Annotated in this window: 20 protein-coding genes, 1 tRNA gene and 1 pseudogene; 13 read left to right on the top strand and 9 right to left on the bottom strand. The window is 47.5% G+C overall.

The features are described 5' to 3' along the window. Nucleotides 1-22 precede the first annotated feature (22 nt). Nucleotides 23-99 (top strand) — tRNA-Asp (locus ACF8EG_RS00275). A 710-nt stretch (nt 100-809) separates the two neighbouring features. Here the strand turns inward: ACF8EG_RS00275 and ACF8EG_RS00270 are convergent. The 4 genes from ACF8EG_RS00270 to hemC are packed head-to-tail and all read right to left on the bottom strand — an operon-like array spanning nt 810 to nt 4889. Further along, nucleotides 810-1991, bottom strand: coding sequence for a heme biosynthesis protein HemY (locus ACF8EG_RS00270; RefSeq protein ID WP_069507221.1), 1182 nt, complete (start codon nt 1989-1991; stop codon nt 810-812). Next, the gene (locus ACF8EG_RS00265; RefSeq protein WP_069507219.1) at nt 1991-3202 is read right to left on the bottom strand and encodes a uroporphyrinogen-III C-methyltransferase; all 1212 of its coding nucleotides are present in this window, start codon (nt 3200-3202) and stop codon (nt 1991-1993) included. The genes ACF8EG_RS00270 and ACF8EG_RS00265 overlap by 1 nt, the downstream gene beginning before the upstream one ends. A 17-nt stretch (nt 3203-3219) precedes the next feature. Next, nucleotides 3220-3948 carry a uroporphyrinogen-III synthase gene (locus ACF8EG_RS00260; RefSeq protein ID WP_005496371.1) on the bottom strand — a complete coding sequence of 243 codons (729 nt, stop codon included), beginning with the start codon at nt 3946-3948 and terminating at the stop codon, nt 3220-3222. Between the two features lie 2 nt (nt 3949-3950). Further along, nucleotides 3951-4889, bottom strand: coding sequence for a hydroxymethylbilane synthase (gene hemC / locus ACF8EG_RS00255; RefSeq protein WP_045545918.1), 939 nt, complete (start codon nt 4887-4889; stop codon nt 3951-3953). 347 nt (nt 4890-5236) lie between these two features. Between hemC and ACF8EG_RS00250 the strand changes: the two genes are divergently transcribed. Continuing rightward, nucleotides 5237-7765 carry a class I adenylate cyclase gene (locus ACF8EG_RS00250; protein ID WP_045545917.1) on the top strand — a complete coding sequence of 843 codons (2529 nt, stop codon included), beginning with the start codon at nt 5237-5239 and terminating at the stop codon, nt 7763-7765. Nucleotides 7766-7833: 68 nt separating this feature from the next. Here ACF8EG_RS00250 and cyaY read toward each other — a convergent pair whose 3' ends face one another. Then, nucleotides 7834-8148: an iron donor protein CyaY gene (gene cyaY / locus ACF8EG_RS00245; RefSeq protein ID WP_069507217.1), complete on the bottom strand. Its 315-nt coding sequence runs from the start codon at nt 8146-8148 to the stop codon at nt 7834-7836. Here cyaY and ACF8EG_RS00240 point away from each other — a divergent pair. From ACF8EG_RS00240 to ACF8EG_RS00210, 7 genes and pseudogenes are all read left to right on the top strand, one after another. After that, nucleotides 8128-8339: pseudogene (locus tag ACF8EG_RS00240) on the top strand (lipoprotein). The gene cyaY and the pseudogene ACF8EG_RS00240 sit on opposite strands and share 21 nt — an antisense overlap. Before the next feature lie 60 nt (nt 8340-8399). Beyond that, nucleotides 8400-9653 carry a diaminopimelate decarboxylase gene (gene lysA / locus ACF8EG_RS00235; RefSeq protein ID WP_005459130.1) on the top strand — a complete coding sequence of 418 codons (1254 nt, stop codon included), beginning with the start codon at nt 8400-8402 and terminating at the stop codon, nt 9651-9653. Nucleotides 9654-9663: 10 nt separating this feature from the next. After that, nucleotides 9664-10494, top strand: coding sequence for a diaminopimelate epimerase (dapF, locus tag ACF8EG_RS00230; protein WP_005459097.1), 831 nt, complete (start codon nt 9664-9666; stop codon nt 10492-10494). Then, on the top strand, nt 10488-11219 hold the full coding sequence (locus ACF8EG_RS00225; protein ID WP_025442364.1) for a DUF484 family protein: 732 nt from the start codon (nt 10488-10490) through the stop codon (nt 11217-11219). Before dapF ends, ACF8EG_RS00225 begins: the two co-directional genes overlap by 7 nt. Then, a complete protein-coding gene (gene xerC, locus ACF8EG_RS00220; protein ID WP_005459099.1) occupies nt 11185-12117 on the top strand; it encodes a tyrosine recombinase XerC in 933 nt (310 codons plus the stop codon). The genes ACF8EG_RS00225 and xerC overlap by 35 nt, the downstream gene beginning before the upstream one ends. Nucleotides 12118-12125: 8 nt before the next feature. After that, nucleotides 12126-12842 carry a 5-amino-6-(5-phospho-D-ribitylamino)uracil phosphatase YigB gene (gene yigB / locus ACF8EG_RS00215; protein WP_029833378.1) on the top strand — a complete coding sequence of 239 codons (717 nt, stop codon included), beginning with the start codon at nt 12126-12128 and terminating at the stop codon, nt 12840-12842. Between the two features lie 139 nt (nt 12843-12981). After that, nucleotides 12982-15468: an EAL domain-containing protein gene (locus ACF8EG_RS00210; RefSeq protein ID WP_069507215.1), complete on the top strand. Its 2487-nt coding sequence runs from the start codon at nt 12982-12984 to the stop codon at nt 15466-15468. 72 nt (nt 15469-15540) lie between these two features. Here the strand turns inward: ACF8EG_RS00210 and ACF8EG_RS00205 are convergent, their stop codons facing one another. Continuing rightward, nucleotides 15541-16155, bottom strand: a complete 615-nt coding sequence (locus tag ACF8EG_RS00205; RefSeq protein WP_020839833.1) for a tRNA-uridine aminocarboxypropyltransferase — start codon at nt 16153-16155, stop codon at nt 15541-15543. Continuing rightward, a complete protein-coding gene (locus ACF8EG_RS00200) occupies nt 16155-17705 on the bottom strand; it encodes a COG3650 family protein (protein WP_069507213.1) in 1551 nt (516 codons plus the stop codon). The genes ACF8EG_RS00205 and ACF8EG_RS00200 overlap by 1 nt, the downstream gene beginning before the upstream one ends. A 47-nt stretch (nt 17706-17752) precedes the next feature. Here ACF8EG_RS00200 and ACF8EG_RS00195 point away from each other — a divergent pair, with 47 nt between their 5' ends. Next, the gene (locus ACF8EG_RS00195) at nt 17753-18223 is read left to right on the top strand and encodes an EVE domain-containing protein (RefSeq protein ID WP_031778504.1); all 471 of its coding nucleotides are present in this window, start codon (nt 17753-17755) and stop codon (nt 18221-18223) included. Between the two features lie 51 nt (nt 18224-18274). On the opposite strand, the gene ACF8EG_RS00190 is transcribed toward ACF8EG_RS00195, so the two are convergent. After that, the gene (locus ACF8EG_RS00190) at nt 18275-19099 is read right to left on the bottom strand and encodes a Cof-type HAD-IIB family hydrolase (RefSeq protein ID WP_069507212.1); all 825 of its coding nucleotides are present in this window, start codon (nt 19097-19099) and stop codon (nt 18275-18277) included. Between the two features lie 245 nt (nt 19100-19344). Beyond that, a complete protein-coding gene (locus tag ACF8EG_RS00185) occupies nt 19345-20355 on the bottom strand; it encodes an alpha/beta fold hydrolase (protein WP_005459120.1) in 1011 nt (336 codons plus the stop codon). 65 nt (nt 20356-20420) lie between these two features. Here ACF8EG_RS00185 and rhtB point away from each other — a divergent pair, with 65 nt between their 5' ends. The 3 genes from rhtB to ACF8EG_RS00170 all read left to right on the top strand — a co-directional run bounded on the left by rhtB (nt 20421) and on the right by ACF8EG_RS00170 (nt 22728). Further along, entirely contained in the window at nt 20421-21038 is a 618-nt protein-coding gene (rhtB, locus tag ACF8EG_RS00180) for a homoserine/homoserine lactone efflux protein (protein ID WP_005459098.1), read from the top strand. Between the two features lie 24 nt (nt 21039-21062). After that, the gene (locus tag ACF8EG_RS00175) at nt 21063-22286 is read left to right on the top strand and encodes an EAL and HDOD domain-containing protein (protein WP_069507209.1); all 1224 of its coding nucleotides are present in this window, start codon (nt 21063-21065) and stop codon (nt 22284-22286) included. 106 nt (nt 22287-22392) lie between these two features. Next, the gene (locus ACF8EG_RS00170; RefSeq protein WP_005478993.1) at nt 22393-22728 is read left to right on the top strand and encodes a metalloregulator ArsR/SmtB family transcription factor; all 336 of its coding nucleotides are present in this window, start codon (nt 22393-22395) and stop codon (nt 22726-22728) included. Nucleotides 22729-22731: the final 3 nt, after the last annotated feature.

Here is a 22731-nt window from a genome sequence, read left to right as displayed (position 1 = left end):
TAGACTTAGGTCTAACCAGTGCGGAGCGGTAGTTCAGTTGGTTAGAATACCGGCCTGTCACGCCGGGGGTCGCGGGTTCGAGTCCCGTCCGCTCCGCCACTTATTTGAAAGCCCTGCTAGAAATAGCAGGGCTTTTGTCGTTTTAGGCTGTCATTTTCCCTTCCAAGAGAAGTCATACCAACCTTGAAAATTAACTGGTTAGGTCTATCCATTTTTACGAATGCATTTTGGTGACTCTTTTTGAGCTATCCAAAAACCGATTCCATGCATCACAGACTTTGGAGATGATACTGTCGTAATCAGTAAAAGATTGGTGGATAAATCGCGTTGCCTCAACCAAAGCCATACTTGTCCGATAGGGTTTAGCTCTGGAGAATAGGGCGAAAGTTTGATGATACTGACATTTTTAAAGTCATTGGCTTTTCTTGTCGTCCTTCCTGCCCTTCTTCAAGAAAGGTTTGAACCTACTTATTGACACTGGTTCGGCTTACCTTGAGAAACCTGGCAATTTGTGTGCGTGAGTGTCCATTTTTGAAATGAGCAAGGGCCAGTGGTCTCATTTTCATCTGAATGGATTTTTGCTGACTTGCGAGTTTTTTAAAGTCGATATTATTGAGGCTGTCCATAGCGAATCAGTTCTGTTGTTGGACAGCCTCAATTGGATCATGTTTTTACTTAGATTGGTATTACTTGTCTGTTGAGTGGTGCTCATTGGCGCGGGTGGAGAAAAGCCAAAAAACGATAAGGGTCAAACGGTAGGCAATAAAAAAGCCGACAGTAAACTGTCGGCTTGATAGTGTTGTTACTGGTTAGTCGTGCTGAACTAGCATCAGAGCTTTACGAGAGACTTCATGAGCTGCTTTGGTTAGATTTTGCTTCTCTAGTGTGTCTGCTAGGAAAGCATAGTCAGATACGTCTGAGCGAAGTTTTAGAGCTATTTCAAAATGCTCCTGAGCTTGTTGCCATTTCTCTTGGCGGAAGTAGAAGTGTGCTAGAGCGCTGTGTGCCGCTGCGTTGTCAGCTTCTTTCTTTACTACACCTTCTAGGAAGACTACTACAGGATGGATATCTGGTAGGTTTAAGTCTGGCAGTAGTTGGTAAAGTTCTGGTTCAGGCTGCTTTTTCAGTGCTTCTTTTAGTACGGTAAAGGCTTCGGTATCGGCTTTACGAGCGATAAGCTCACGTGCAAAACAAGCAATAAGATGCGTGTCTTGCTTCACTTTACGAGCCAGACTGTTCCAATGAGAAATTAGCCCTTCGCTACCTTGTTGTTGCGCGACTTCATGCAGTAAACCACATTGTGCTTTCTGAATCAGTTCTGCTTGCTCTTCTTCCGTTACTAGCTTTGCTTTCGCCAGTTGTGGCATTAGGTCAATCAATGGCTGCCACAATGTAAGCTGCATGTAAGTTGTTTTGAGTAAGTTCAAGACAATCGAGTTATTTGGGTATTGGCCTTTTAGCGATTGCAGGGTATCGAAAGCGGCTTCGAACTCATTATCACGAATAAATTGCTTGGCTCGAGTCAGTTCGACAGCGAGATGAGCATTCTCCTGTTGGCTAGCTAATGCAAGATAATGATCGCGTCTTGCTTTATCACCTTGACCTTGGGCTGCTTCAGAAGCAACGAGGTAGCAAAGTAGTGGCATATCGTGGTGATTTGCCCAACGAGTGACTTTCTTTTCAGCACCTTTCCAATCACCTTCAAGGAGCTTGATAATGCCTTCATTGGTGTAGCGACGAGAACGACGCATTTTACGTACGCTGAAGTAGTTCCAAGTGCTTGAGCTTGCGTAAACCAACTTTTTAATCAGGTATTCAAGGAGGAAAAGACCAGCTAGCGCAGCGATAACGAAGATCACCAAAGTGGTTACGCTCATTTCGATGGTCTTGTTTGCTATTGAGATCAGTACATATCCTTGTTGACCAGAAAACTGAGTACCGGCAAATAGACCTGCACCTAGAACGACAAATAGGAAAATAAGGCGAATCATTATTTATCCCCCGTACCTGTCATTGTTGTGACTTCACGACGTAGTCGCTCACGAATCACATCCGATAGCTGAGATTGGCTTTCCAGTTTTGCAGGGTACTCAACTTGAATATTTTGTTGGCTTAATTGGTTGAGTGCTTTGTTGAATTCTTTCACCGCATTGTCGTCTTGATTGAAGAAAGCCATCGCCCACTTGTCAGCTGTCGTTAACGAAGTGGTGTAGATTTCGCCTTGCTCTTGGTAAACCGCTTTGATTGCTGTTTCCAGTTTGGCCTTGATGTTTTCTTTTAAATAGAAATGCTGCTCTGGAGACAATAATGGGATGACGTTGCCATCGCGAGTACGGAAAGTAATAAAGTTCTCAGAGAAGTCTTTCAGAGAGGTCATCAAATTATCTTGCCAGTTTGAAATGTCTTCTGATACTTCATGTTGAGCAACGACTTGGGCTTCCGGCAGTAGTGCATTTGCTAGAGGCAACTTATCTACTTGCTGCTGTAGAGCGGTTAAACGCAGAACAAGACCGTCACGGTCAATCAATGGGACAGTGCGCAGTTTGGTAATGTCGTTTGCCATCGCTTTACGCAGTTTAACTAAGCTTGGATCGTTTAGCGCGGCAATACGTTGGTCTGCGCTTTCCATTAGTTGAGTTGCGCTTTCTGCGTCATGCTCTAAGAACAGTTTACGACCAGCCAACTTCACAAGGTAATCCGCTTCTGCCAATAGCCAGTCGTTTGGACGTCGGCCTTTCACATCTGCGACGGCGAGTTGTAAACTTTCAATGCTCTTTTGTTGTTGACCAAGCACCACTTCTGCTTTGTGCGTTACTGTGGTCGCTTTCTCGATGGTTTCTTCTTTAACTTGGTTTAGCTCTTGCTTCATCGAAGCTTGCGCTTTTTCTAGTTGGTTTTGTAGCTGAGCGATTTGGGTTTGGTAATCGGCTTGTTGCTCATGAAGTTTATAAGCGAGACCGCCACCGAAGATGATTGAAAGAATGATCGCTACGGTGCCGAGCTTGACGCCACGTTTGCCTTGCTTCTCTTCAAATTCAACCTTTGTTGGCTCTGCTGGTTTTGCAGGCTCAACCGGTTTAGAGGCTTCCTTTTTAGATTCAGCATCCTTTTTCGGTGCGTCTTTTTCAGCTAGCGGTGCCGATGAGGTTTCTTCGGAAAGGTTTTTATCGTTATTTTTTTGGTCGTTATTTTTACTTGTCATGCCTATATCCTGTGTAGCTAGGGCTGGAGAGCAGCCAGTAATTCTTGGTTGGATGCGCTTCCTGTGCACCTCACCCGAGTGAACCCCCTTTGAATTGCAATGTCAGCGATGCGCTGGCTGGGGATATACAACTCTTGTTGATTAAGCCAAGTCAATTGCTCTGACGTCAATTGGCTGCACAAATAATCCAGTTGTTCACCACTGGTGACGACGATCTGGTCAATTTGTAGGGTTTTCCATAGTGAGACACAGCTTACTGGATCGAATGGGATGAATTCTCTCTTGTAAGTCTCACTATAGTGAACTTTTGCTCCGCGTCTCACCAATGCATCTTTGATCAGTTCTCTTCCTCCGTTACCACGAAGGATAAGAACCTGCTGCTGTTCTACATTCTGTAACGCTGGAAGTCGCAATAAGTGTTCACTATCACTGACTTCGGGATAGTGTACTTTCTGTTGGGTGCATTTGCTTAAATAGTGTGCTGTTTTTTGACCAACGGCAAGGTATACCGCTTGTTTCGGCCATGATGCGCCATTGCTGGTTAGGATTTGCTGGGCGCATTGCACGGCGTGTCGGCTAACGGCGATAACTATTTGAGCTTGATGGAGATGAGTCGTGAGGTGCGTGTCCGTGAGATCGGCAACAATGTCGATCAGCGGATGGTGGTGTGCGGAAATGCCGTGCCTTTCGAGCAGAGAGCAAAGCGCGCTGCCTTGCTCTCCCGGCCGAGTGACCAACACTGCCATGATTAATCGTGGTCTGCGTACAGCTTGGTTAGAATGTCGCGGGCACCGTTATCAAGTAGCTCGTTAGCCAACTGGATACCGAGCGCTTCTCCATCTTTACGGTGACCACGCACTTCGCCACGCACAATTTCGCTGCCATCTGGTTCTCCGACGAGCGCGCGAAGCCAAATTTCATCACCTTTAAGTAGCGCGTAGCTACCGATAGGCACCTGACAGCCACCTTCAAGAGTTAGGTTCATGGCACGTTCGCACAACACGCGATCGGCGGTGTCTTTATGGTTGAGTGGCTCCAGAAGTTTGAGTAAGCGTTCGTCGTCTGCGCGGCATTCAATACCGACTGCGCCTTGGCCAACCGCTGGCAGTGATTGTTCTGGTTCGATAAAGCTGCGAATTCGGTCTTCCAATTTCAAGCGCTTTAGACCTGCGGCTGCAAGAATGATAGCGTCGTACTCACCCGCATCCAGTTTGCCAAGTCGAGTCCCCACGTTGCCACGCAGTTCTTTGATAATGATGTCTGGGCGGTATTCTTTCAGTTGGCATTGGCGACGCAAACTGCAAGTACCGACGACCGCACCTTGAGGGAGTTCATCAATGTTGCTATAGGTATTAGAAACGAAGGCGTCGCGAGGGTCTTCGCGCTCGCAAATGGTCACGAGGCCAAGGCCTTCAGGGAAGTCGACAGGTACGTCTTTCATTGAGTGCACGGCTAGATCGGCGCGGCCTTCAAGCATGGCAACTTCAAGTTCTTTAACGAACAAGCCTTTGCCACCAACTTTAGCCAGCGGTGTATCCAAAATCACGTCACCTTTGGTCACCATGGTTACCAACTCGACTTCCAAGCCAGGATGAGCGGCTTGAAGAGCGTCTTTAACAAAATGAGCTTGCCATAGTGCAAGTGGGCTTTTTCGAGTTGCAATGCGAATTGGTGTGGATTGGGTCATGATCTTCTCAATGCTGTTTGGATTTGGCTTTATCCTACCATTCTCATAAAGAAATGCTTACTGTTAGTTAGTTATCTCGTGGGGCTAAGGAAGGATTTACATAAGGTTGTGAAAATAGTGTGACTGGATTCTCAATTAGACTAAGGACTATTATTAGTTAGAGGCGATTACAAGCGACACTACCGCGTCTTCATTTTTGTGACTAAAGTATGGTTTTACGTCCGGTGCGAATTACGGGTGGAAAACTTTACCAACTCCAATGAAAGTGTTAAATTGATCACGTTTTTAGGCCGTTTTGGTTTAAAACATCAGCAGATGTCCGTGATTGTTCAACCAAGGAATTACCCTTGCAGGCTTACACCTATACCATCATTCAGCGATTAGACAATTTGAACCAGCAGCGTATCGATCGCGCGCTGGCGCTTATGGATTCGCAAAGCCAGCAAGTTTTCCACTTGATTCCTGCCTTACTGAACTACAATCACCCAGTCATTCCGGGCTACTACGACGCTGACGTTCCATTCGGCGTACACGGGCTTGAACTCAATCCTATCCAACAGCAATTCATCGACGACATACAACTCGCCATTGGCCAGCCACTCAAGACGGCAGAAAAGCCAGCGATCTTGGGCTTATATACCATGGGTAGTACGTCATCGATTGGTCAAAGCACTTCCAGCGATTTAGACATTTGGGTATGTATTTCGCCAGAGATGGATTGCGACGAACGTGAACTGCTCACCAACAAATGTTTGCTGATCACCGATTGGGCGCAAAGCCAAGGGGTGGAAGCGAACTTCTTCTTGATGGACGAAGAGCGTTTTAGAAGTAACCATTCTGAAGAGATGACGGGTGACAACTGCGGTTCCTCACAGCACTTGCTTTTGCTTGATGAGTTCTATCGCAGTGCGGTGCGTATCGCTGGTCAGCGCTTGTTATGGCAAATTGTGCCACCAGAAATGGAAGAGTGTTACGACGAGTACGTTTCTCAATTGTGCAGCGATGGCTACATCGACTGTAGCGAGTGGATCGATTTTGGTAAGTTGAACCGCATTCCTGCCGAAGAATACTTTGGTTCGAACTTGTGGCAACTGTACAAAAGTATCGATTCGCCATACAAATCGGTATTAAAAGCCATTCTGCTAGAAGCTTACTCGTGGGAATACCCGCACACACAACTGTTAAGTATTGATACCAAGCGTCGATTCTTTGCCCATGAGCCAGATCTCTATGGCATGGACGCATACTACTTAATGTTGGAAAAAGTTACGCGCTATTTAGAACGAATCCAAGACGATACACGTTTGGATTTGGTGCGTCGTTGTTTCTATCTCAAAACCCATGAAAAGCTATCGCGTGAACCCGATGTCGGTTCGGTGGCTTGGCGTCGTGAAGCGCTGAGCGACATGATTGCGAAATGGAATTGGGATTCCAGCGTGGTTGCCGAGCTCGATGACCGCCGCAACTGGAAAGTTGAACAGGTGAAAGTCGTGCATCATGCGTTGCTTGATGCGTTGATGCAGAGCTACCGTAACTTGATTCAGTTTGCGCGTCGCAACGACATCACATCCGCGATCAGCCCGCAAGACATCAGCATTCTTGCGCGTAAGTTGTACGCTGCGTTTGAAGTGTTGCCGGGCAAAGTGACGTTGCTGAACCCACAAATTTCCCCTGATTTACATGAACCAGATTTAAGCTTCATCGAAGTTAAAGAAGGTGGGGTGAACAAGTCGGGTTGGTATCTCTACAAGCAACCATTGATCGCACATCGCATTCTTGGTCAGCCATGTCTTGAGCATCACGAGTACTTGAGCAAACTGGTCTCGTGGGCTTTCTTTAATGGCCTCATCACTGAATCTACGCGTTTGCATGCCGTGGTGCGTGAAGCACAGCTAGATATCGATAAGTTCTACCAAATGGTGAGTGACTTACGAAATACCTTTGCACTGCGTAAACGTCGTCCGACGATGCAAGCGTTAGCGAGCCCGTGTGAAATCAGCCAGTTGGCGATGTTCATCAACTTCGAAAATGACCCTACGTCAGAGCTGTCCGGGCGTTCACTGAAGGTGGATGTGAAAAACACCGATATCTTCAGCTTTGGCCCTGAGCATAAGAACTTAGTCGGCAGTGTCGATTTGGTTTACCGCAACTCCTGGCATGAAGTGCGTACACTGCATTTCAAAGGCGAAACGGCGATGTTGGATGCGCTAAAAACCATTTTGGGCAAAATGCACCAAGATGCGTTGCCACCAGAATCGGTTGATGTGTTCTGCTACGCGAAAAACATGCGTGGAGTGATGCGTAATATGGTGTATCAGCTTCTTGCGGAATGCATCGACTTGCGTTTGAAGCCGGTGGAGCAAGAAAAACGCCGCCGCTTTAAAGCGATGCGTCTTGGTAACCAAACCTACGGATTGTTCTTTGAACGCCGTGGTGTGTCGGTGCAGAAGTTAGAAAACTCCATCGATTTCTACCGCAGCATTTCTACCAATAAGCTAAAAGGCTCGCCGCTGTTAATGCTTGACCGTGAGCAAGAATACCAATTACCAGAAGCGGTGGATGGTTTTGCAAGTGAAGGTTTGGTGCAATTCTTCTTTGAAGATAACGAAGACGGTTTCAACATCTATGTATTGGATGAGTCGAACCAAGTGGAAGTGTATCACCAGTTCAGTGGCTCAAAAGATGAGATGATCGCCTCGGTCAACAGCTTCTACACTTCGGTTAAAGACGACAGCCGCGTGGCGTCTAAGTTTATTAACTTCAACTTACCGCAGTACTATCAGATCATTCATCCTGAAGAGGGTAACGCTTACATCATTCCTTATCGCAATGATGGGTGCTCACCGCACCGTCCTACTAAAGCGGTAAACGCGTAACGCAACCATATCCATAAACAAAAAGAGCACCGAGGTGCTCTTTTTGTTTTGGTGTTCATTGAGAGGATTTACGCCCACTCAATCTCTTCGCCAGCGTGTTTTTCACACTCTTGCTTCACCATTTCAAACAGTTCCATACCCGTTTTTGAGCAGGTCCATTTGTCTTCCACTAACTTGAAGTGGAAACCACCCGATTTTGAGGCCAACCAAATCTCATGCATTGGCTCTTGGCGGTTGATGATGATCTGGCTGCGGTCTTCAAACTCTAATGTCATTACGTTGCCAGACACCTCGTAATCAATGTCTGCGCCTGAATCATCGATGGATTCTTCGATGATTTGCATCTGCGCATCCACCAGTTGATGAAATTCAGTATCGTTCATCCGTCTATCCTATTGCTTTTCCTGAGTGTGGTGCGATTATAGGGGGCATTGATTCAATAATCACGATATGCCAAATGAAAAAATTAGTAACTGTGTTGTTTGTGATGGCTGCCGCGATGCTGGCAGGGTGTGGCCAATCTGGCTCGCTTTACATCCCAGATGACGCACAACAAAACGAGCAATCACAATAATAACCGCACCTTAGGGTGAAATTAGGGTTCAGCAGTCGAATTAAATAAGGGAAGCGAATTTTGGATTACTTCAACTATCAGGATGATGGCCAACTTTGGGCCGAAGACGTCCCACTTCAAGCTCTTGCCGAGCAATATGGCACTCCTCTTTACGTATATTCTCGAGCCACGCTAGAGCGCCACTGGAAGGCGTTTGATAGTGCTGTGGGTCAACATCCTCATCTTGTGTGCTACGCAGTAAAAGCCAACTCAAACTTGGGCGTATTGAACGCGCTGGCTCGTTTGGGTTCGGGTTTTGATATCGTATCTGGTGGTGAACTAGAGCGTGTGATTGCTGCGGGCGGTGATGCGAAGAAAGTCGTGTTTTCTGGGGTGGGTAAAACGCCAGCAGAAATGAAGCGCGCACTAGAGCTTGGCATCAAGTGCTTCAACGTTGAATCTGAGCCGGAACTCGAACGCTTGAATAAAGTGGCGGGCGAGCTTGGTGTGATTGCGCCTATTTCGCTACGTATTAACCCAGATGTTGACGCGAAAACTCACCCTTATATTTCGACTGGTCTTCGTGACAACAAATTTGGCATTGCGTTTGACCGCGCGCCAGAAGTGTATCAATTCGCCCAGAGCCTACCTAATCTGAATGTGCAAGGTATCGACTGCCATATTGGTTCTCAGTTAACGAGCATTGACCCATTTATTGATGCAACCGACCGTTTGCTGGCTTTGATTGATGACTTGAAAGCACAAGGCATCAACATTCGTCACCTCGACGTTGGTGGTGGCTTAGGCGTGGTATATCGTGATGAATTACCGCCTCAGCCGTCTGATTACGCGAAAGCGTTGTTGGGGCGCCTTGAAAATCATCAAGACCTAGAACTGATTTTTGAACCAGGCCGTGCGATTGCAGCAAACGCCGGTATTTTGCTCACCCGTGTGGAGTTCCTAAAACACACTGAGCATAAAAACTTTGCCATCATTGATGCGGCGATGAATGACTTGATGCGTCCAGCACTGTACCAAGCTTGGCAAGATATTGTGCCTGTTTCCCCTCGCAATGGTGAGCCACAAACTTACGATTTGGTTGGCCCGATTTGTGAAACTGGTGACTTCTTGGGTAAAGATCGCGCGCTCGTTTTGCAAGAAGGTGATCTACTCGCGGTTCGTTCAGCAGGTGCCTATGGTTTTGTGATGTCTTCGAACTACAATACTCGTACCCGAGCGGCAGAAGTAATGGTGGATGGTAATCAAAGCCACCTTGTTCGCCAGCGTGAAGAGCTGACCAGTTTGTGGCAGCTGGAACAGATTCTACCGGAGTAACACACAACAAATGCATTTCCACTTTTCCAAAATGCACGGTTTGGGCAACGACTTCATGGTCGTCGACTGCATTACCCAGAACGTGTTTTTCTCGCAAGACTTGATCCGTCGTTTGGCGGATCGTCACACTGGCGTCGGTTTTGACCAATTGCTTGTGGTAGAAGCACCTTATGATCCTGAAACCGACTTCCACTATCGCATTTTTAATGCCGATGGCAGTGAAGTGGAGCAATGCGGCAACGGCGCGCGCTGTTTCGCGCGTTTTGTTCGTTTGAAAGGGTTGACCAATAAATACAGCATCAGCGTGAGCACCAAGAAAGGTAAGATGATTCTTGATGTGGAAGACGACGGTGAAGTGACGGTCAACATGGGTGTGCCAGAGTTTGAACCGAACAAAATTCCGTTCAAAGCGAAGCAGAAAGAAAAAACCTACATCATGCGCGCGGGTGACAAGACGCTGTTTTGTGGCGCTGTCAGCATGGGTAACCCGCATGTGGTGACAGTAGTGGATGACGTGGATACCGCAGATGTGGACACTCTAGGTCCGCTGCTTGAATCACACGAACGCTTCCCTGAACGTGTGAACGCTGGCTTTATGCAAGTGGTGAGTCGTGACCATATTCGTCTTCGAGTTTACGAGCGCGGCGCAGGTGAAACACAAGCTTGTGGTAGCGGCGCATGTGGCGCGGTGGCTGTGGGTATTTTGCAAGGACTTTTGGATGAGAGTGTGAAAGTATCGCTACCTGGTGGTGAGCTGCATATTTCTTGGCAAGGCCCAGGTAAACCACTCTTTATGACCGGCCCGGCAACTCACGTATTTGATGGTCAACTGTCGTGCTAGTCAAAGAAAAAGGAAACGGTTTGTCTCAAGTTGAAGCTGACGCATTAACGGCAGAAGTGGTGGCTGAATACCTAAAAGATCACCCTGACTTTTTTGTTGAGCGCCCTGAGCTGGTGGATCGTCTGTCTTTTCCACATTCGGATTTAGGTACGGTTTCGTTGGTGCATATTCAAATGAATCGCCAGCGTCAGCGTATTGAAGAGCTTGAAGAAGAGATCACCACGTTAATGTCGCTTGCGGCAAACAACGATCGTACCTTCTACGAGTTCATGGATTTGCAGGGCTCGATTCTAAAGTGCGGTGACTTCAAGCAAGTTATTAGCGCGATAGAGCTAAAAGCCAAAGATCTCGGACTGCGTGCGTATGTTCGCTTGTTTAGCCAATGTGATGCATCGACGCAACTTAGCAAAGAACATTACCAGCGTTTTGCGACCAACCACCTCAATGGCAAAGAGGCTTATTTGGGCCGCTTGCGTAAAGTGGATCGTGAAGCGTTGTTTGGCAATATGGATGTGCCAGAAATGGGTTCCTATGTGGTACTGCCGCTGGTGAAGAAGCAGACGCTTGGCGTGCTTGCGTTTTCTAGCGAAGATGGCGGTCATTTCCAACCAGATATGGATACCTTGTTTTTGCGTCACCTATCCTTAGTAGTGGCACATCTTGCTCAAACATTGGTATGGCAAAGTTACGATGACGACAACACCCAACACTCCTCTGCCAAATAGTCTTCAAAAGCCTCTTGAACGCTTCTACGAATTCTTGCGAAGCGAAAAGGGGCTCAGCTTGCACACTCAACGCAATTACAAGCAACAGTTGGAAACCATGGCGCAGCATCTTGCCGAAATGGGATTGAAAGATTGGTCTCAAGTTGATGCTGGCTGGGTTCGACAACTTGCGGGTAAAGGCATGCGAGAAGGCATGAAGGCCAGCAGCTTAGCTACGCGCTTGTCTTCGCTGCGTAGCTTTTTCGATTTCTTGATTTTGCGTGGTGAGATGTCAGCCAACCCAGCCAAAGGGGTGTCTGCACCTCGTAAAAAGCGCCCACTGCCAAAAAACCTCGATGTGGATGAAGTGAATCAACTGCTCGAAGTGAATGAAGATGACCCATTGGCGATCCGCGATCGCGCAATGATGGAGCTGATGTACGGTGCCGGCCTGCGTTTAGCCGAGTTGGTCAGTGTGGATGTGCGAGATGTGCAGCTGCGCAGTGGTGAGCTTCGTGTTATCGGTAAAGGTGACAAAGAGCGTAAAGTGCCTTTTTCGGGGATGGCAACGGAATGGGTTGGTAAGTGGCTGCGCGTTCGTGGTGACTTAGCAGCGCCAGGTGAACCTGCATTGTTTGTGTCTAAACTCGGAACCCGTATTTCGCACCGTAGCGTGCAAAAACGCATGGCCGAGTGGGGACAAAAACAGTCTGTAGCCAGTCACATTAGCCCACATAAGTTGCGCCACTCATTTGCCACGCACATGCTGGAGTCGAGCAACAACTTACGTGCGGTGCAAGAGCTTTTAGGTCACGAGAACATATCGACGACCCAAATCTACACACACTTGGATTTCCAGCATCTAGCGCAAGCGTATGACCAAGCCCACCCACGCGCCCGCAAAAAGAACGGGGAGTGAGCCAAAGCATGAAATTTTACCGCCGTATCGAGCCGATTAAGGCCATGACATTCGATCTGGATGACACGCTGTATGACAACCATCCAGTGATTGTCCGTATGGAGCGCGAGTTACTGACCTGGTTGCAACAAACGCATCCTGCAGTGGCGCACATGGAAAAGGCCGATTGGTTGCAGGTAAAAAAACAGGTGCTCCAGCAAAGTCCTGATCTCAAAAGCGATGTGACGCTTTGGCGCCTAGTGCAGTTAAAGCATGCTTTTCTATCCGTTGGCTACGATGAAGCGCAAGCTCAAGTCGCAGCGGAAGAGGGCGTGCAACTGGCGTTGGAATGGCGCAGTCAGTTTGACGTGCCGCAGCAAAGTCTCGATGTATTGGCGGAGCTGGGAGAACACATTCCTCTGGTGGCGATCACCAATGGTAACGTCGACTTAGATAAAATCGGTTTGACGCCATACTTCCAATGCGTATTAAAAGCGGGCCCTGACGGTCTCGCCAAGCCTGCTGCTGATTTGTTTGTCAAAGCGCAGCAGTTCCTCGATTTACCTGCCGAAAACATTCTGCATGTTGGTGACCACCTCACGACGGATGTATATGGTGCAAAGTTAGCGGGTTTTGCTGCATGTTGGTTTAATGATATGAATAAAAATGTCATTAATCATTCAAGAACACGTACGTTGCCTGACATTGAAATCAATAGTTTGCAGCCGTTACTCACACTTTTTTAATTGCTTTCGCATTAATCCATTCTAAAGTCATTTTGTGCCTAGAAAAGCATCAAAAAGAAACGTAAATTACTAAGCCTAAAGTAAAAATAACGACGCCACTCATCGTGGTGAAAACAGTGTTACGGCAGTAGTAGGGTACATGCGAGCTTTTTCCAAACGGGTCCACGATGTAAGTCAGCTTAATGACTTTTTAGTCACTTCTCAGTTGCACCCAGATAAACAGTATTTGGTGCAAATTTTGTCTACGCAATCGCGAGAATGTGCGGCTGCACTCGCCAAAGCGGTTTTGTCGATGTTGCCCAATGCTCATGTCATCGGCCACAGTACTCGCAATGTAATTTTGGATGGCGACATTTTTACCTCTGGCTGCCTCATCAACCTGATTGAGTTTGACCAAACCACACTAACGTCTGCCGTCCAAGCGTATTCTTTCTCTCCCGATATAGACGGTGGCGAGCTCAAACGTTCGCTGCAGTTACAAAGCAACTCTCAAGTCATCATCAGTTTTGCCGTGCAAATCGAACGTCGTGATTATCCTTTGTATCAAACTTTTGCGACCGAAAACGTGCGAGTGTCTGGTGGATTAGCGCAAACCATAGAAGACGGCTGTTGGGTGCTCTATCAAAACCAGACATACGACAACGCCGTAGTGGCAGTGGCTTTGCACAGTGATACTTTGAAAACTTGGACAGACGCGTATTCCGAGTGGAACCCAATCGGCATGCCGCACAAAGTGACGCATGCGAAAGGCACGCGCTTGTATTGCTTAGGAGAGCGTAAAGCCCTCGATGTTTATAAGCATTATCTTGCCGACGGGCACGACGTGACGATTAACCAATTACTCAGTTTCCCGTTGTATCGAGAAACGTTGGGGCGCAAGGAAGTTTGTACCGTCACAGAACTTCACGCCGATGGAAGCATGAGTTTCGATAGGCCGTGGTGCCTCGGTGATGAGGTTCAGTTTTGCTATAACCATCCCTCTCTGACGTTAGAACAAGTGCGTCATGGGGTGGTGGAACTTGCTATGCATCAGCCAGAAGTAGTGATGATTTACAACTGCGCCTCACGGCTGGATTTTATTGATAGCAGCGATGAAGTGCAGGCGTTTATGGATATTGCCGCGACTTTCGGCAGCTACTGCATGGGTGAAATACATGGTGACATTGGCCAGCCAGAAATTCTTCACCACAGTTTGACGTACCTTGCGATGCGCGAAGGAGATGAGGTGCAATCGCTGAATTTGCCTAAACCACAAGTGAGCGCTTCGATTTCACCGCTGTTTAGCTTAATACGCAATGCGATTGGTGATTTGAACCATATGAACGCTCACATGGGTTATCAACTTGATCGTCAAACTCGCAAGCTACAAGAAAGCTACCGTCGTGACAGTCGCACTGGGCTGCAAAATCGCGTGGCGCTGCAAGAGCGCTTAAGTCACATCGATTGTGACGAGCATTTGTTAACGCTGAAGCTGCTTAATTTCAGCCACATCAATGAAAAGTATGGGTATCGAGTCGGAGACCAGCTGCTCAAAGATCTTTCGATGCATTTTACCAATCGATTGAGAAAGCGCTTAGGCATGCCAGCGGCGCTGCAACTGTACAGCATCGGTGTAGGTGAGTGGGCTTTTGTGTTTAAGGCTGAACAAAGTAGCGAGACGATAAAACAGCATTTTACTCGTTTTGCTGATGCGGTTGAGCAAACTAACTTTGAGCCGCTCGGCCTGCGCGAAATTGATTACCTGTCTATTTCCTTGTGTGGTGGCTTGGTTAGCCGTCGTGATTTTCCTTCGGCTTCTCCTGATGAGCTCTTATTAAAAGGCATAGAAGCGCGTCGTTCTGGCGTTCGCAGCAACACGCATATTTGCAACGCTAAAGACATCGAAGTCAGTGAAGATGTACGTAAAGAGCAACTAGGGTGGTTGAGTTGTGTCAGCCGCGCGATTCTCAAGCAGAACATTATTACGTATAGCCAACCGATTGTGCACGCTTACAGTCATCTTCCTGCCAGCCAAGAATGTCTGGTGCGGATTTTAGAAGAAGACGGAACAGTGATTGCTCCAGGGCGATTTTTACCGATCATCTCAGACACGCATTTGTACACCAGATTGAGTCGTCACATGATCCGCTCGACGCTGCATTACATGCGAGATAAGAAAGGATATTTCTCGATTAACCTGTCTCCGCAAGATTTGTTGAGCGACAAAACGTTGATGTTGCTGGAGCATGAAATTAGCCAGTTGAATGAGCCGACGCGAATAGGGCTGGAAGTACTGGAGTCTGAACAGATTAAAGATTACGGTCGTATGATAGAAGTGTGCAGCCATTTCAGAAAACTGGGTGCGCGCATTATCGTGGACGATTTTGGTTCTGGATACTCCAATATTGATGAGATCTTAAAGTTAGAGCCGGAAGTGATAAAGCTGGATGGCAGCTTGATTAGAGACATCGATAAGGATTTAAAGCAGCGCAAAATAGCTTCTCAGTTGGTGCGTTTGTGCCAGGTGTTTAATGCAGAAACGGTCGCAGAGTTTGTGCACAATCGAGAGGTGTGCAAAATCGCGCAGGATATGGGCGTCGATTATCTGCAAGGCTACTACTTAGGTGAACCTACGCGTCTGTTTTAGTCGTGTTTCACGTGAAACAATGCCAATAAAAAAACGCAGCCTTGGCTGCGTTTTTTGTTTCGTCGATTGGGTTTATTCGAGAGAGCGTGGTGACGGCTTGAGAGCATGGCCACTTTTCTCGGCTTGGAACAGCGCAAGGTAGTGAGCAAAGAACGTATGCATTTGCTGTTGGTTATCTTGTTCACCAAGTTGACCTAATAAGTGGGCAGCAACCTCAAAGGTGCACAAGTTGCCTTGTTGCTGATTACGTCGCAGTTGATATTGAGAATCGGCGAGTACGGAAAGTCCCATGGTAGGGATACCTTCTAACCAGCGACTCTTATTGATCATCTTGCGTGCTTCTTGCCAAGTGGCATCCAAAATAATGTACAGCGGCATTTTGGCTTGTTGCTGGCTTTGCATTTCCACATGTTCGAGTGTGACGCTTTCTTCACTTGGGAATAGAATTACCGGGTACAGCGAAGGATCAGCCAAGCGAGTGAGCAACTCTGCTGGTGGTTGTTTGCGATCCCAGATTGCTTGCTCGACGTTGAGTTGGCAATGCTGTAACAGCTGGCCCGTATTGGTGTCACGAGTTAGCTCATTTGGGTGCATCAATAGCAGTATTTCGTGCTTGCTGGTGAGTTTCGGCACCAGCGAGCAAATACAGTTGAACTGAAAGCCGCAATGGGGGCACGGTTGTGACATTACAGTCGAACCCCTTCACGCACAGGGCTAATACCATCCGAGAACAGACGAACACCACTGATTTGTCCTGGTGTGGCTGTTGGTGCCATGCTCGGGTTCAGAGGGTAGCTTACGCCAGTGTATTGCATGACATGTTTTGCTGGTGTTGCGCCGCCGCCACTAACATCGAAAATCAGGTCGCGCCAACCGTGCGACGTTTGTTGGCCGAGCATCATTGGGCTTCTTACCAGTGTAATTCGACTGTTGAAGCGCCATTCTTTTTCATGGTTTTCGAACACCAAGAGCGTACAACCGCCTGAGCCGCACCAATCCAATTGAACCAGCAGTTCTTCATTACCATCACCATTGAGATCGTACGTTAGCCAGCGGTATTGGTTATTGCTTGGGTCGGTTTGATGGATGAAGAAGTAGTTACGTACCGCAGCATCGACTTTGGAATCGAAATCGGCACTGGATGGGACGTCAGCACTGCCGATAGGTTGGTCTGCACGCTTCGCCGCCGGTTGTTGAACGCCTGCGTCACGAACGGTTGCTGGGTAAAGTACTAAGCCACCATCAGCGATCGGGTACACCATGCTGCCCACTTTTTCTTTGGTGGCTTTGAGTTGGTTGCCTTCGCGCGTAAAGAGTCGCTCAGACATCAAACGTTGTTGCTGGTGGTGGGTCATCACAACTTGAACTTGCGACGGGCTCAACTGTTGCCAGAAGCCGCGTTCCACTAATGGGTCTTGACCGTTTGAGTAGCTGTATTTCGTCGTGGCGCTGTGGTCAGGGTTTAAGGTCATTTGCACCTCAAAACCTTGTGATTGCGTTGAGGTGGCTACATAGGTATTTGCCCAGCCAAGCGTTGCATCAACGTTCGCTGCCATGCCACACCCTTGGTAAGTGTCTCCATTGTGTTTGAGTGTTGCTTTCCAGCCATATAAAGAGTCGCTCATGGTGTCTGAACAGAGGTTTTCCGTCATGCGCAGTTCACCATCATCAAGCCTATAAGTGCGTTGGCGCGGCTGCAGTTGACTGCTTTGAATAGACAGCATTTCGGTGGTCTTACCCATCTGTTGGAACTTAAGCGCATTGGCTTCAAAATTGGCTGACCAAGACGGCTCGTTGCCAAATACACGCGTCGGTTTTTGTGGTTGGCTGCAACGATTTGGGTTTTCGGTGGTGAGGAAGTTCACTTGCTCAACCACAAAGTTGGCGTCGAAATCTGCAGAGAAACCATCAATGCCCGGAGGATTAAGATGGCCGATGACTTCACCATACATGGTTTGGTACGGTTCGCTACCGAGCTTAATGGCGCGTTGAATTTGTTGTGGTGACAGTTGCAACCAATATTGTTTGTCGCTGCCGCAAGGCATGATGTACTGGCTTTCATGGCCGATGATTACTTTGCCGCGCAACATAAAAGTTTGAGGTTGAATAGTTTCAGGCTTATCTAATGATGCTGGTGGAGAGGTTGGTGTTTCCGCGCCAGATTGTGGCGGTTGCGAACTACATGCTTGCAGAACCAGCAGAGTGGCGAGTGCCACTGGGTTTTTCAAAGCCTTCATGTTATATCTTCCTCATTATTGTTACTCAATCGGCATCGGATGGCATTATGGCATATTGGTTATTTAAAACAGAACCAGATACCTTTTCTATTGACACGCTTAGAACCCAAAAGGTTTCATGTTGGGAGGGAGTTCGTAATTATCAGGCGCGCAATATGATGCGTGACCAAGTAAAGGTGGGCGATTTCATCCTGATTTACCATTCTTCCTGTAAAAATGTTGGCGTGGCGGGGATTGCCAAAGTCGTGCGAGAAGCCTATCCCGACCATTTTCAGTTCGACCCAGAAAGTGATTATTACGACCCAAAATCGGACCCAGATAACCCTCGTTGGATCATGGTCGATATTGAGTTTGTGCGTAAAACCGCGCGGGTGATCCCTCTGTCGGTCATGAAAGCGATGCCTGAACTTGAGAACATGCCGCTGGTGAAACGCGGAAATCGTCTTTCGATCATGCCTGTGACCGAAGATGAGTGGGAAGCGATTCTTGGCAAAGAGAAGTTACCAAGCCAGAGATAAAAAAAGGGCTGCAAATTGCAGCCCTTCGTGATTTTGTTGTTAACCCAAGGGTTAGAGCAGGTGATCTTGCAGGTAATGCGCCACGGCATCGTCTGCGTTGCTGCCAATCACTTCATTGTTTGGCAGCGCTTTCATCACTTTCTCGTGCGATGTGCCCATTACTAAGCCTTTGCCTGCCATTGATAGCATTTCGACATCATTCATGCCGTCGCCAAATGCAATGCAGTTTTCGAGCGTTAAACCCAGAGTTTCCGCGACTGCTTGTAGCGCGTGGCCTTTCGAAACGCCCGCACTCATTACTTCTAAGCACCAAGGAGTAGAGAACGCGATATTCAATTTATCGCCAAACTGCTCACGCAGTTTGTTTTCAAACACCACCAAACGTTCATGATCTTGCGCTGGATGGGTGAAGAAAATTTTCGCAATGCCGTCGGTTGGCGCTTGGTCTTCATCGAATAAGACGTATGTGAATTCGTCATGGAAATCACGCAGTGTTTCGTCGTCTTTGTTCATCAGCCAACTGTCGTTTTGATACATGTGGATAAGTATCTCGTGATCATGTTTGATCGTGTCGATCACGCCTTGAACCAAATCTGCAGGTACGTTTTCACTGTACATCAGTTGATCGTTTTGGTCATGAACACGCGCACCGTTTGAGGTGATCATGTAAGCCGGAATGCCCACTTGGCGACGAATGCTTGCAACGTCTACGTGGTGGCGACCCGTTGCAAAGGCAAAGGTGTAACCCTTTTCATGCAGCGCTTTTAGCGTCTCTTTTGAGTAAGCACTTAGCTGATGGTTTGGTGCCAGTAACGTGCCATCCAGATCTGAGGCAACGATTTTAGTGATCTCTTTGCAAGGTAGCGATGTGCTCATGAAGCCCTCGTAAACGGTTTGGATAGAGTGGAACAGGTTGATTGCAAACGGAGTACAGTAGACTGACTAGATCATACTGCTCCGAATGCGGGGGAACTTAATGCTGCCTGCTTTCCTCGTTAAACGTGCGAGGTGGGCGAAACAGACGCAAGCAGTGTACGCCAAAATAAGGATGAAAAAGAGGGTAAATCGTTTGAGAGACATTTCCTCTTTAATCATTGCGGTGAAGTGGTCGCCTACAACTCTTATTGCATTTTTTCGTCTGACGACGAAGTAGGGTCATCCATAAAGCGGAAGATCGCATCGAGCGCTTGATTGCGGTACTGGTCTGTTTCGAACAAGATTTCATGCTGTGCGCCTTCAATAGAAAGCAATGCCGCATGAGGATTGGTTTTACGCAGCTTCTCGATAAAGCGTTTTTGTGCGAGATTGCTGACGATACGATCATTGCCTGCTTGAACCAGTAGCACAGGCACTTTTACTTGGCGAGTTAACAAAAAGCACTGTTTCGCTGCCATGAGTCCTTGCCATACCCAGCGCGTGCTTGGTCCGCCGACTTGCAGTTCCGGTTTTTCTGTATAGAGATTGCGAAACCACTGGTAGCGGCCTGCGCTTTGGCTGAGAGGATTGTCCTCAAAAGGCTTGGGAAAGTACGGCTTGTGGCCCGGCGCATAACGCGGCAGTGGTGACACGGCAGAAAGAATTTGCGTCACAGGGATAGCGATAGGCGATAAGTACCACGGCAAGTTAATACCAAACATGGGTGCGCTTAAAATCAAACCAGTGAATGGGTGCTCTGGGTGGGTTTGCAGATAGCGTGTCGCGATAGCACCGCCCATGGAGTGCGCGATGATAAAGCACTGCTGATATTGTTTAAGGTCGTGTTGTTTGATCACCACGTCCATATCATCAATATAGTCAGTAAAGTCATAGACGTGACCCATATCAGAGTCAGATAATAGGCGATCTGATAAACCTTGTCCTCGGTGGTCAAAGGAATACACATCGTAACCTTGGCGGTAGAGATCGTAAAACAGCTCTTGGTACTTCCAGGAAGATTCGATGCGGCCATTGACGATCAGCACGGCTTTTTTGTGTTCAGGGTTGGTGAGTTTGCACCAGTAGATTTTCTTTTTCTCTGTCCCTTTAACAAAGCCCTCTTGGCGAGTTTGCCAAAGTGCTGCGATCGGACCACCAATTGCTTGCTCAAATAAAGTCTCTTGAGTATAAGTCAAAGGTGAATGGTTAGTAGCCATTAGTCGATTACCTGAAGATACATTGTAGACGCGATGTATCATCGAAGAATTAGTGAGGAAATGCAATGGATACCCACGTTTGGTTGGCCTATGTGGTAACTGCAATCGTTTTTAGTTTGGCTCCGGGTTCTGGCACGGTTAACTCAATCAGCAATGGCTTGAGTTACGGCACGCGTAAATCGCTTGGCGCGATTGTTGGTCTGCAAATCGGACTCGCGATTCACATCGCCTTGGTTGGCGCTGGCATCGGTGCGCTGGTGGCGCAATCGGCAACTGCGTTTACTATCATTAAATGGGTAGGCGCGGCTTACCTTGTATGGTTGGGTATTCAGAAATGGCGTGACACTTCAGGCTTGATTGCCAATGAGAGTCACAAAGAGATGTCAGGTAGCGCATTATTGTATAAAGCCGTTTTAATTAACCTGACTAACCCTAAATCGATCGTCTTTTTGGTGGCGTTGTTCCCACAGTTTATCGACCCTGCAAAAGACCAACTGACGCAATTGTTGGCGCTAGGGGTGACGACAGTGGTAATTGATGCGTGCGTAATGTTGGGTTACACCACGTTAGCGGCGCAGATGGGACGCTTTATCCGTTCAGACAAGATCATGGGTAAAATTAACAAAGTATTCGGTTCAATGTTTATGGGGTGTGGCGCATTATTAGCGGCTGCAAAATCCTAAGCCATTTATAGGTAGTTCTATCGCATGAATACAACGTATGTCGCTCGTCAGCCGATTTTTAACCGTAAAAGACAGACGCTGGGTTATGAATTGTTATTTAGAGATGGAGAAAGCAACGCCTATCCCGCTCATATCGAATCAAACCGAGCGACATACCGATTAATCGTCGAGAACTTTCTATCACTGGGTACTAACCCGGTGATTGCGTCTTCGCGATGCTTCATCAACTTTCCTCATCAGAGCTTGGTACGCCGTTTGCCTCGCAGCTTGCCAAAAAACAAAATCGTCGTAGAAGTCTTAGAGACTTGCCAACCTACCGATGATCTTCTCGATGCAATTCGCGAGTTATATCGAGAAGGTTATTTGATCGCGCTGGATGATTTCACCTTAACGCCGGAGTGGCGTCGCTTCTTACCTTATGTGCACATCGTTAAACTCGATATCATGGCGATGGGGGTAGAAAAAGCGTGTGAACTGGTTAAAAACCACCTTGCTAAGCGCGTCAAATATCACTTTTTAGCGGAACGCGTCGAAACCGCAGAAGAGTTTGAGCAAGCCAAAGCGGCGGGTTTTAAATTCTTTCAAGGCTACTTTTTTAGCAAGCCATTGGTGTCGCAAACCAAATACGTCAGTCCGGAGCAGGTGTTAGCGTTACAACTGTTTCGGGAAGTCTGCGCGCCAGAGCCGGATTTTGACCGCATTGAAAGCATCATTACGCAAGATGTGGCCTTGTCGTACAAGTTACTGCGTTTTGTGAATACTCAGATCACTACATTAGAGGTGGAAATCAGTTCGTTCCGTCAGGCGCTGGTTTACCTTGGTCAAGACAAGCTGAAACAATTTGTCTCTTTGGTGGTGGCGTCTTACATCTCAAGCAACAAACCGCGTGAGTTGTACAACCTCTCTTTGCAACGTGCCCAGTTCTGTGAACTGATGTCGCGTTACCAACCTTTTTCTCATCTCAATGAGCAAGGCTTTATGGTCGGCTTATTGTCGATCTTAGATGCCATGCTCGACTTATCGATCGAAGCTTTGGTGAAGCAACTACCGTTGAGTGATTCTGTGCAGCAAGCGTTACTGCATCGTAAGGGTGAGTACGGTGTGCTGATCTCGCTAGAAGAATGCTACGAGCGAGCTGATTGGCATGGCGTCGAAAAGCTCTCGGGTCAGTTGGGTTTGTCATTCGATGAAGTCAAAGCCTCGTTAAGCGAAGCGGTTCGCTGGAGCCAAAGCGTCGTCACGGTCTAATTCTCTCTATTAGTATGAAACTTTTATGAAGGCAAGGGCGTGGCTCTTGACGCCTTGGTACAATTAAATAAACATATACACATATCCATATATAGGTATGTTAACTATGCTTCCACATCAGTTTTTCAAGCTTTTATCTGACGAGACTCGTGTGCGCTGCTTAATGCTGGTGGCCCGCGAAGGAGAAATTTGCGTAGGTGATTTGGCGTTTGCATTGCAAGAGAGTCAGCCGAAAGTTTCTCGTCATCTTGCTCAGTTAAGATCGAGTGGCATTTTAGTCGATAAACGTCAGGGACAATGGGTGTACTACGAGTTATCGCAGCAATTGCCAGGATGGATGCGCAAGTTGATTGAAGACTTAGTGGCATCGAATTGCTTGAAGCAAGAATACCAAGACGACATTACACGCTTGCACGATAAAAGTCGTGAGGCTTGCTGTTAACAG

This window comes from Vibrio sp. YQ_11 (genome assembly GCF_043103065.1).
GTDB lineage: Bacteria > Pseudomonadota > Gammaproteobacteria > Enterobacterales > Vibrionaceae > Vibrio > Vibrio parahaemolyticus.
Note: the sequence above shows the minus strand (reverse complement) of the source record. Positions and strands in the feature narration are given on the sequence as shown.

Bases quoted from the DNA above. Each gene is read 5' to 3' on its own strand.
- ACF8EG_RS00270 (WP_069507221.1), bottom strand. From the start codon at position 1,991: ATGATTCGCCTTATTTTCCTATTTGTCGTTCTAGGTGCAGGTCTATTT.
- ACF8EG_RS00265 (WP_069507219.1), bottom strand. From the start codon at position 3,202: ATGACAAGTAAAAATAACGACCAAAAAAATAACGATAAAAACCTTTCC.
- ACF8EG_RS00260 (WP_005496371.1), bottom strand. From the start codon at position 3,948: ATGGCAGTGTTGGTCACTCGGCCGGGAGAGCAAGGCAGCGCGCTTTGC.
- hemC (WP_045545918.1), bottom strand. From the start codon at position 4,889: ATGACCCAATCCACACCAATTCGCATTGCAACTCGAAAAAGCCCACTT.
- cyaY (WP_069507217.1), bottom strand. From the start codon at position 8,148: ATGAACGATACTGAATTTCATCAACTGGTGGATGCGCAGATGCAAATC.
- dapF (WP_005459097.1), top strand. From the start codon at position 9,664: ATGCATTTCCACTTTTCCAAAATGCACGGTTTGGGCAACGACTTCATG.
- xerC (WP_005459099.1), top strand. From the start codon at position 11,185: ATGACGACAACACCCAACACTCCTCTGCCAAATAGTCTTCAAAAGCCT.
- yigB (WP_029833378.1), top strand. From the start codon at position 12,126: ATGAAATTTTACCGCCGTATCGAGCCGATTAAGGCCATGACATTCGAT.
- ACF8EG_RS00210 (WP_069507215.1), top strand. From the start codon at position 12,982: ATGCGAGCTTTTTCCAAACGGGTCCACGATGTAAGTCAGCTTAATGAC.
- ACF8EG_RS00205 (WP_020839833.1), bottom strand. From the start codon at position 16,155: ATGTCACAACCGTGCCCCCATTGCGGCTTTCAGTTCAACTGTATTTGC.
- ACF8EG_RS00200 (WP_069507213.1), bottom strand. From the start codon at position 17,705: ATGAAGGCTTTGAAAAACCCAGTGGCACTCGCCACTCTGCTGGTTCTG.
- ACF8EG_RS00195 (WP_031778504.1), top strand. From the start codon at position 17,753: ATGGCATATTGGTTATTTAAAACAGAACCAGATACCTTTTCTATTGAC.
- ACF8EG_RS00190 (WP_069507212.1), bottom strand. From the start codon at position 19,099: ATGAGCACATCGCTACCTTGCAAAGAGATCACTAAAATCGTTGCCTCA.
- ACF8EG_RS00185 (WP_005459120.1), bottom strand. From the start codon at position 20,355: ATGGCTACTAACCATTCACCTTTGACTTATACTCAAGAGACTTTATTT.
- rhtB (WP_005459098.1), top strand. From the start codon at position 20,421: ATGGATACCCACGTTTGGTTGGCCTATGTGGTAACTGCAATCGTTTTT.
- ACF8EG_RS00175 (WP_069507209.1), top strand. From the start codon at position 21,063: ATGAATACAACGTATGTCGCTCGTCAGCCGATTTTTAACCGTAAAAGA.
- ACF8EG_RS00170 (WP_005478993.1), top strand. From the start codon at position 22,393: ATGCTTCCACATCAGTTTTTCAAGCTTTTATCTGACGAGACTCGTGTG.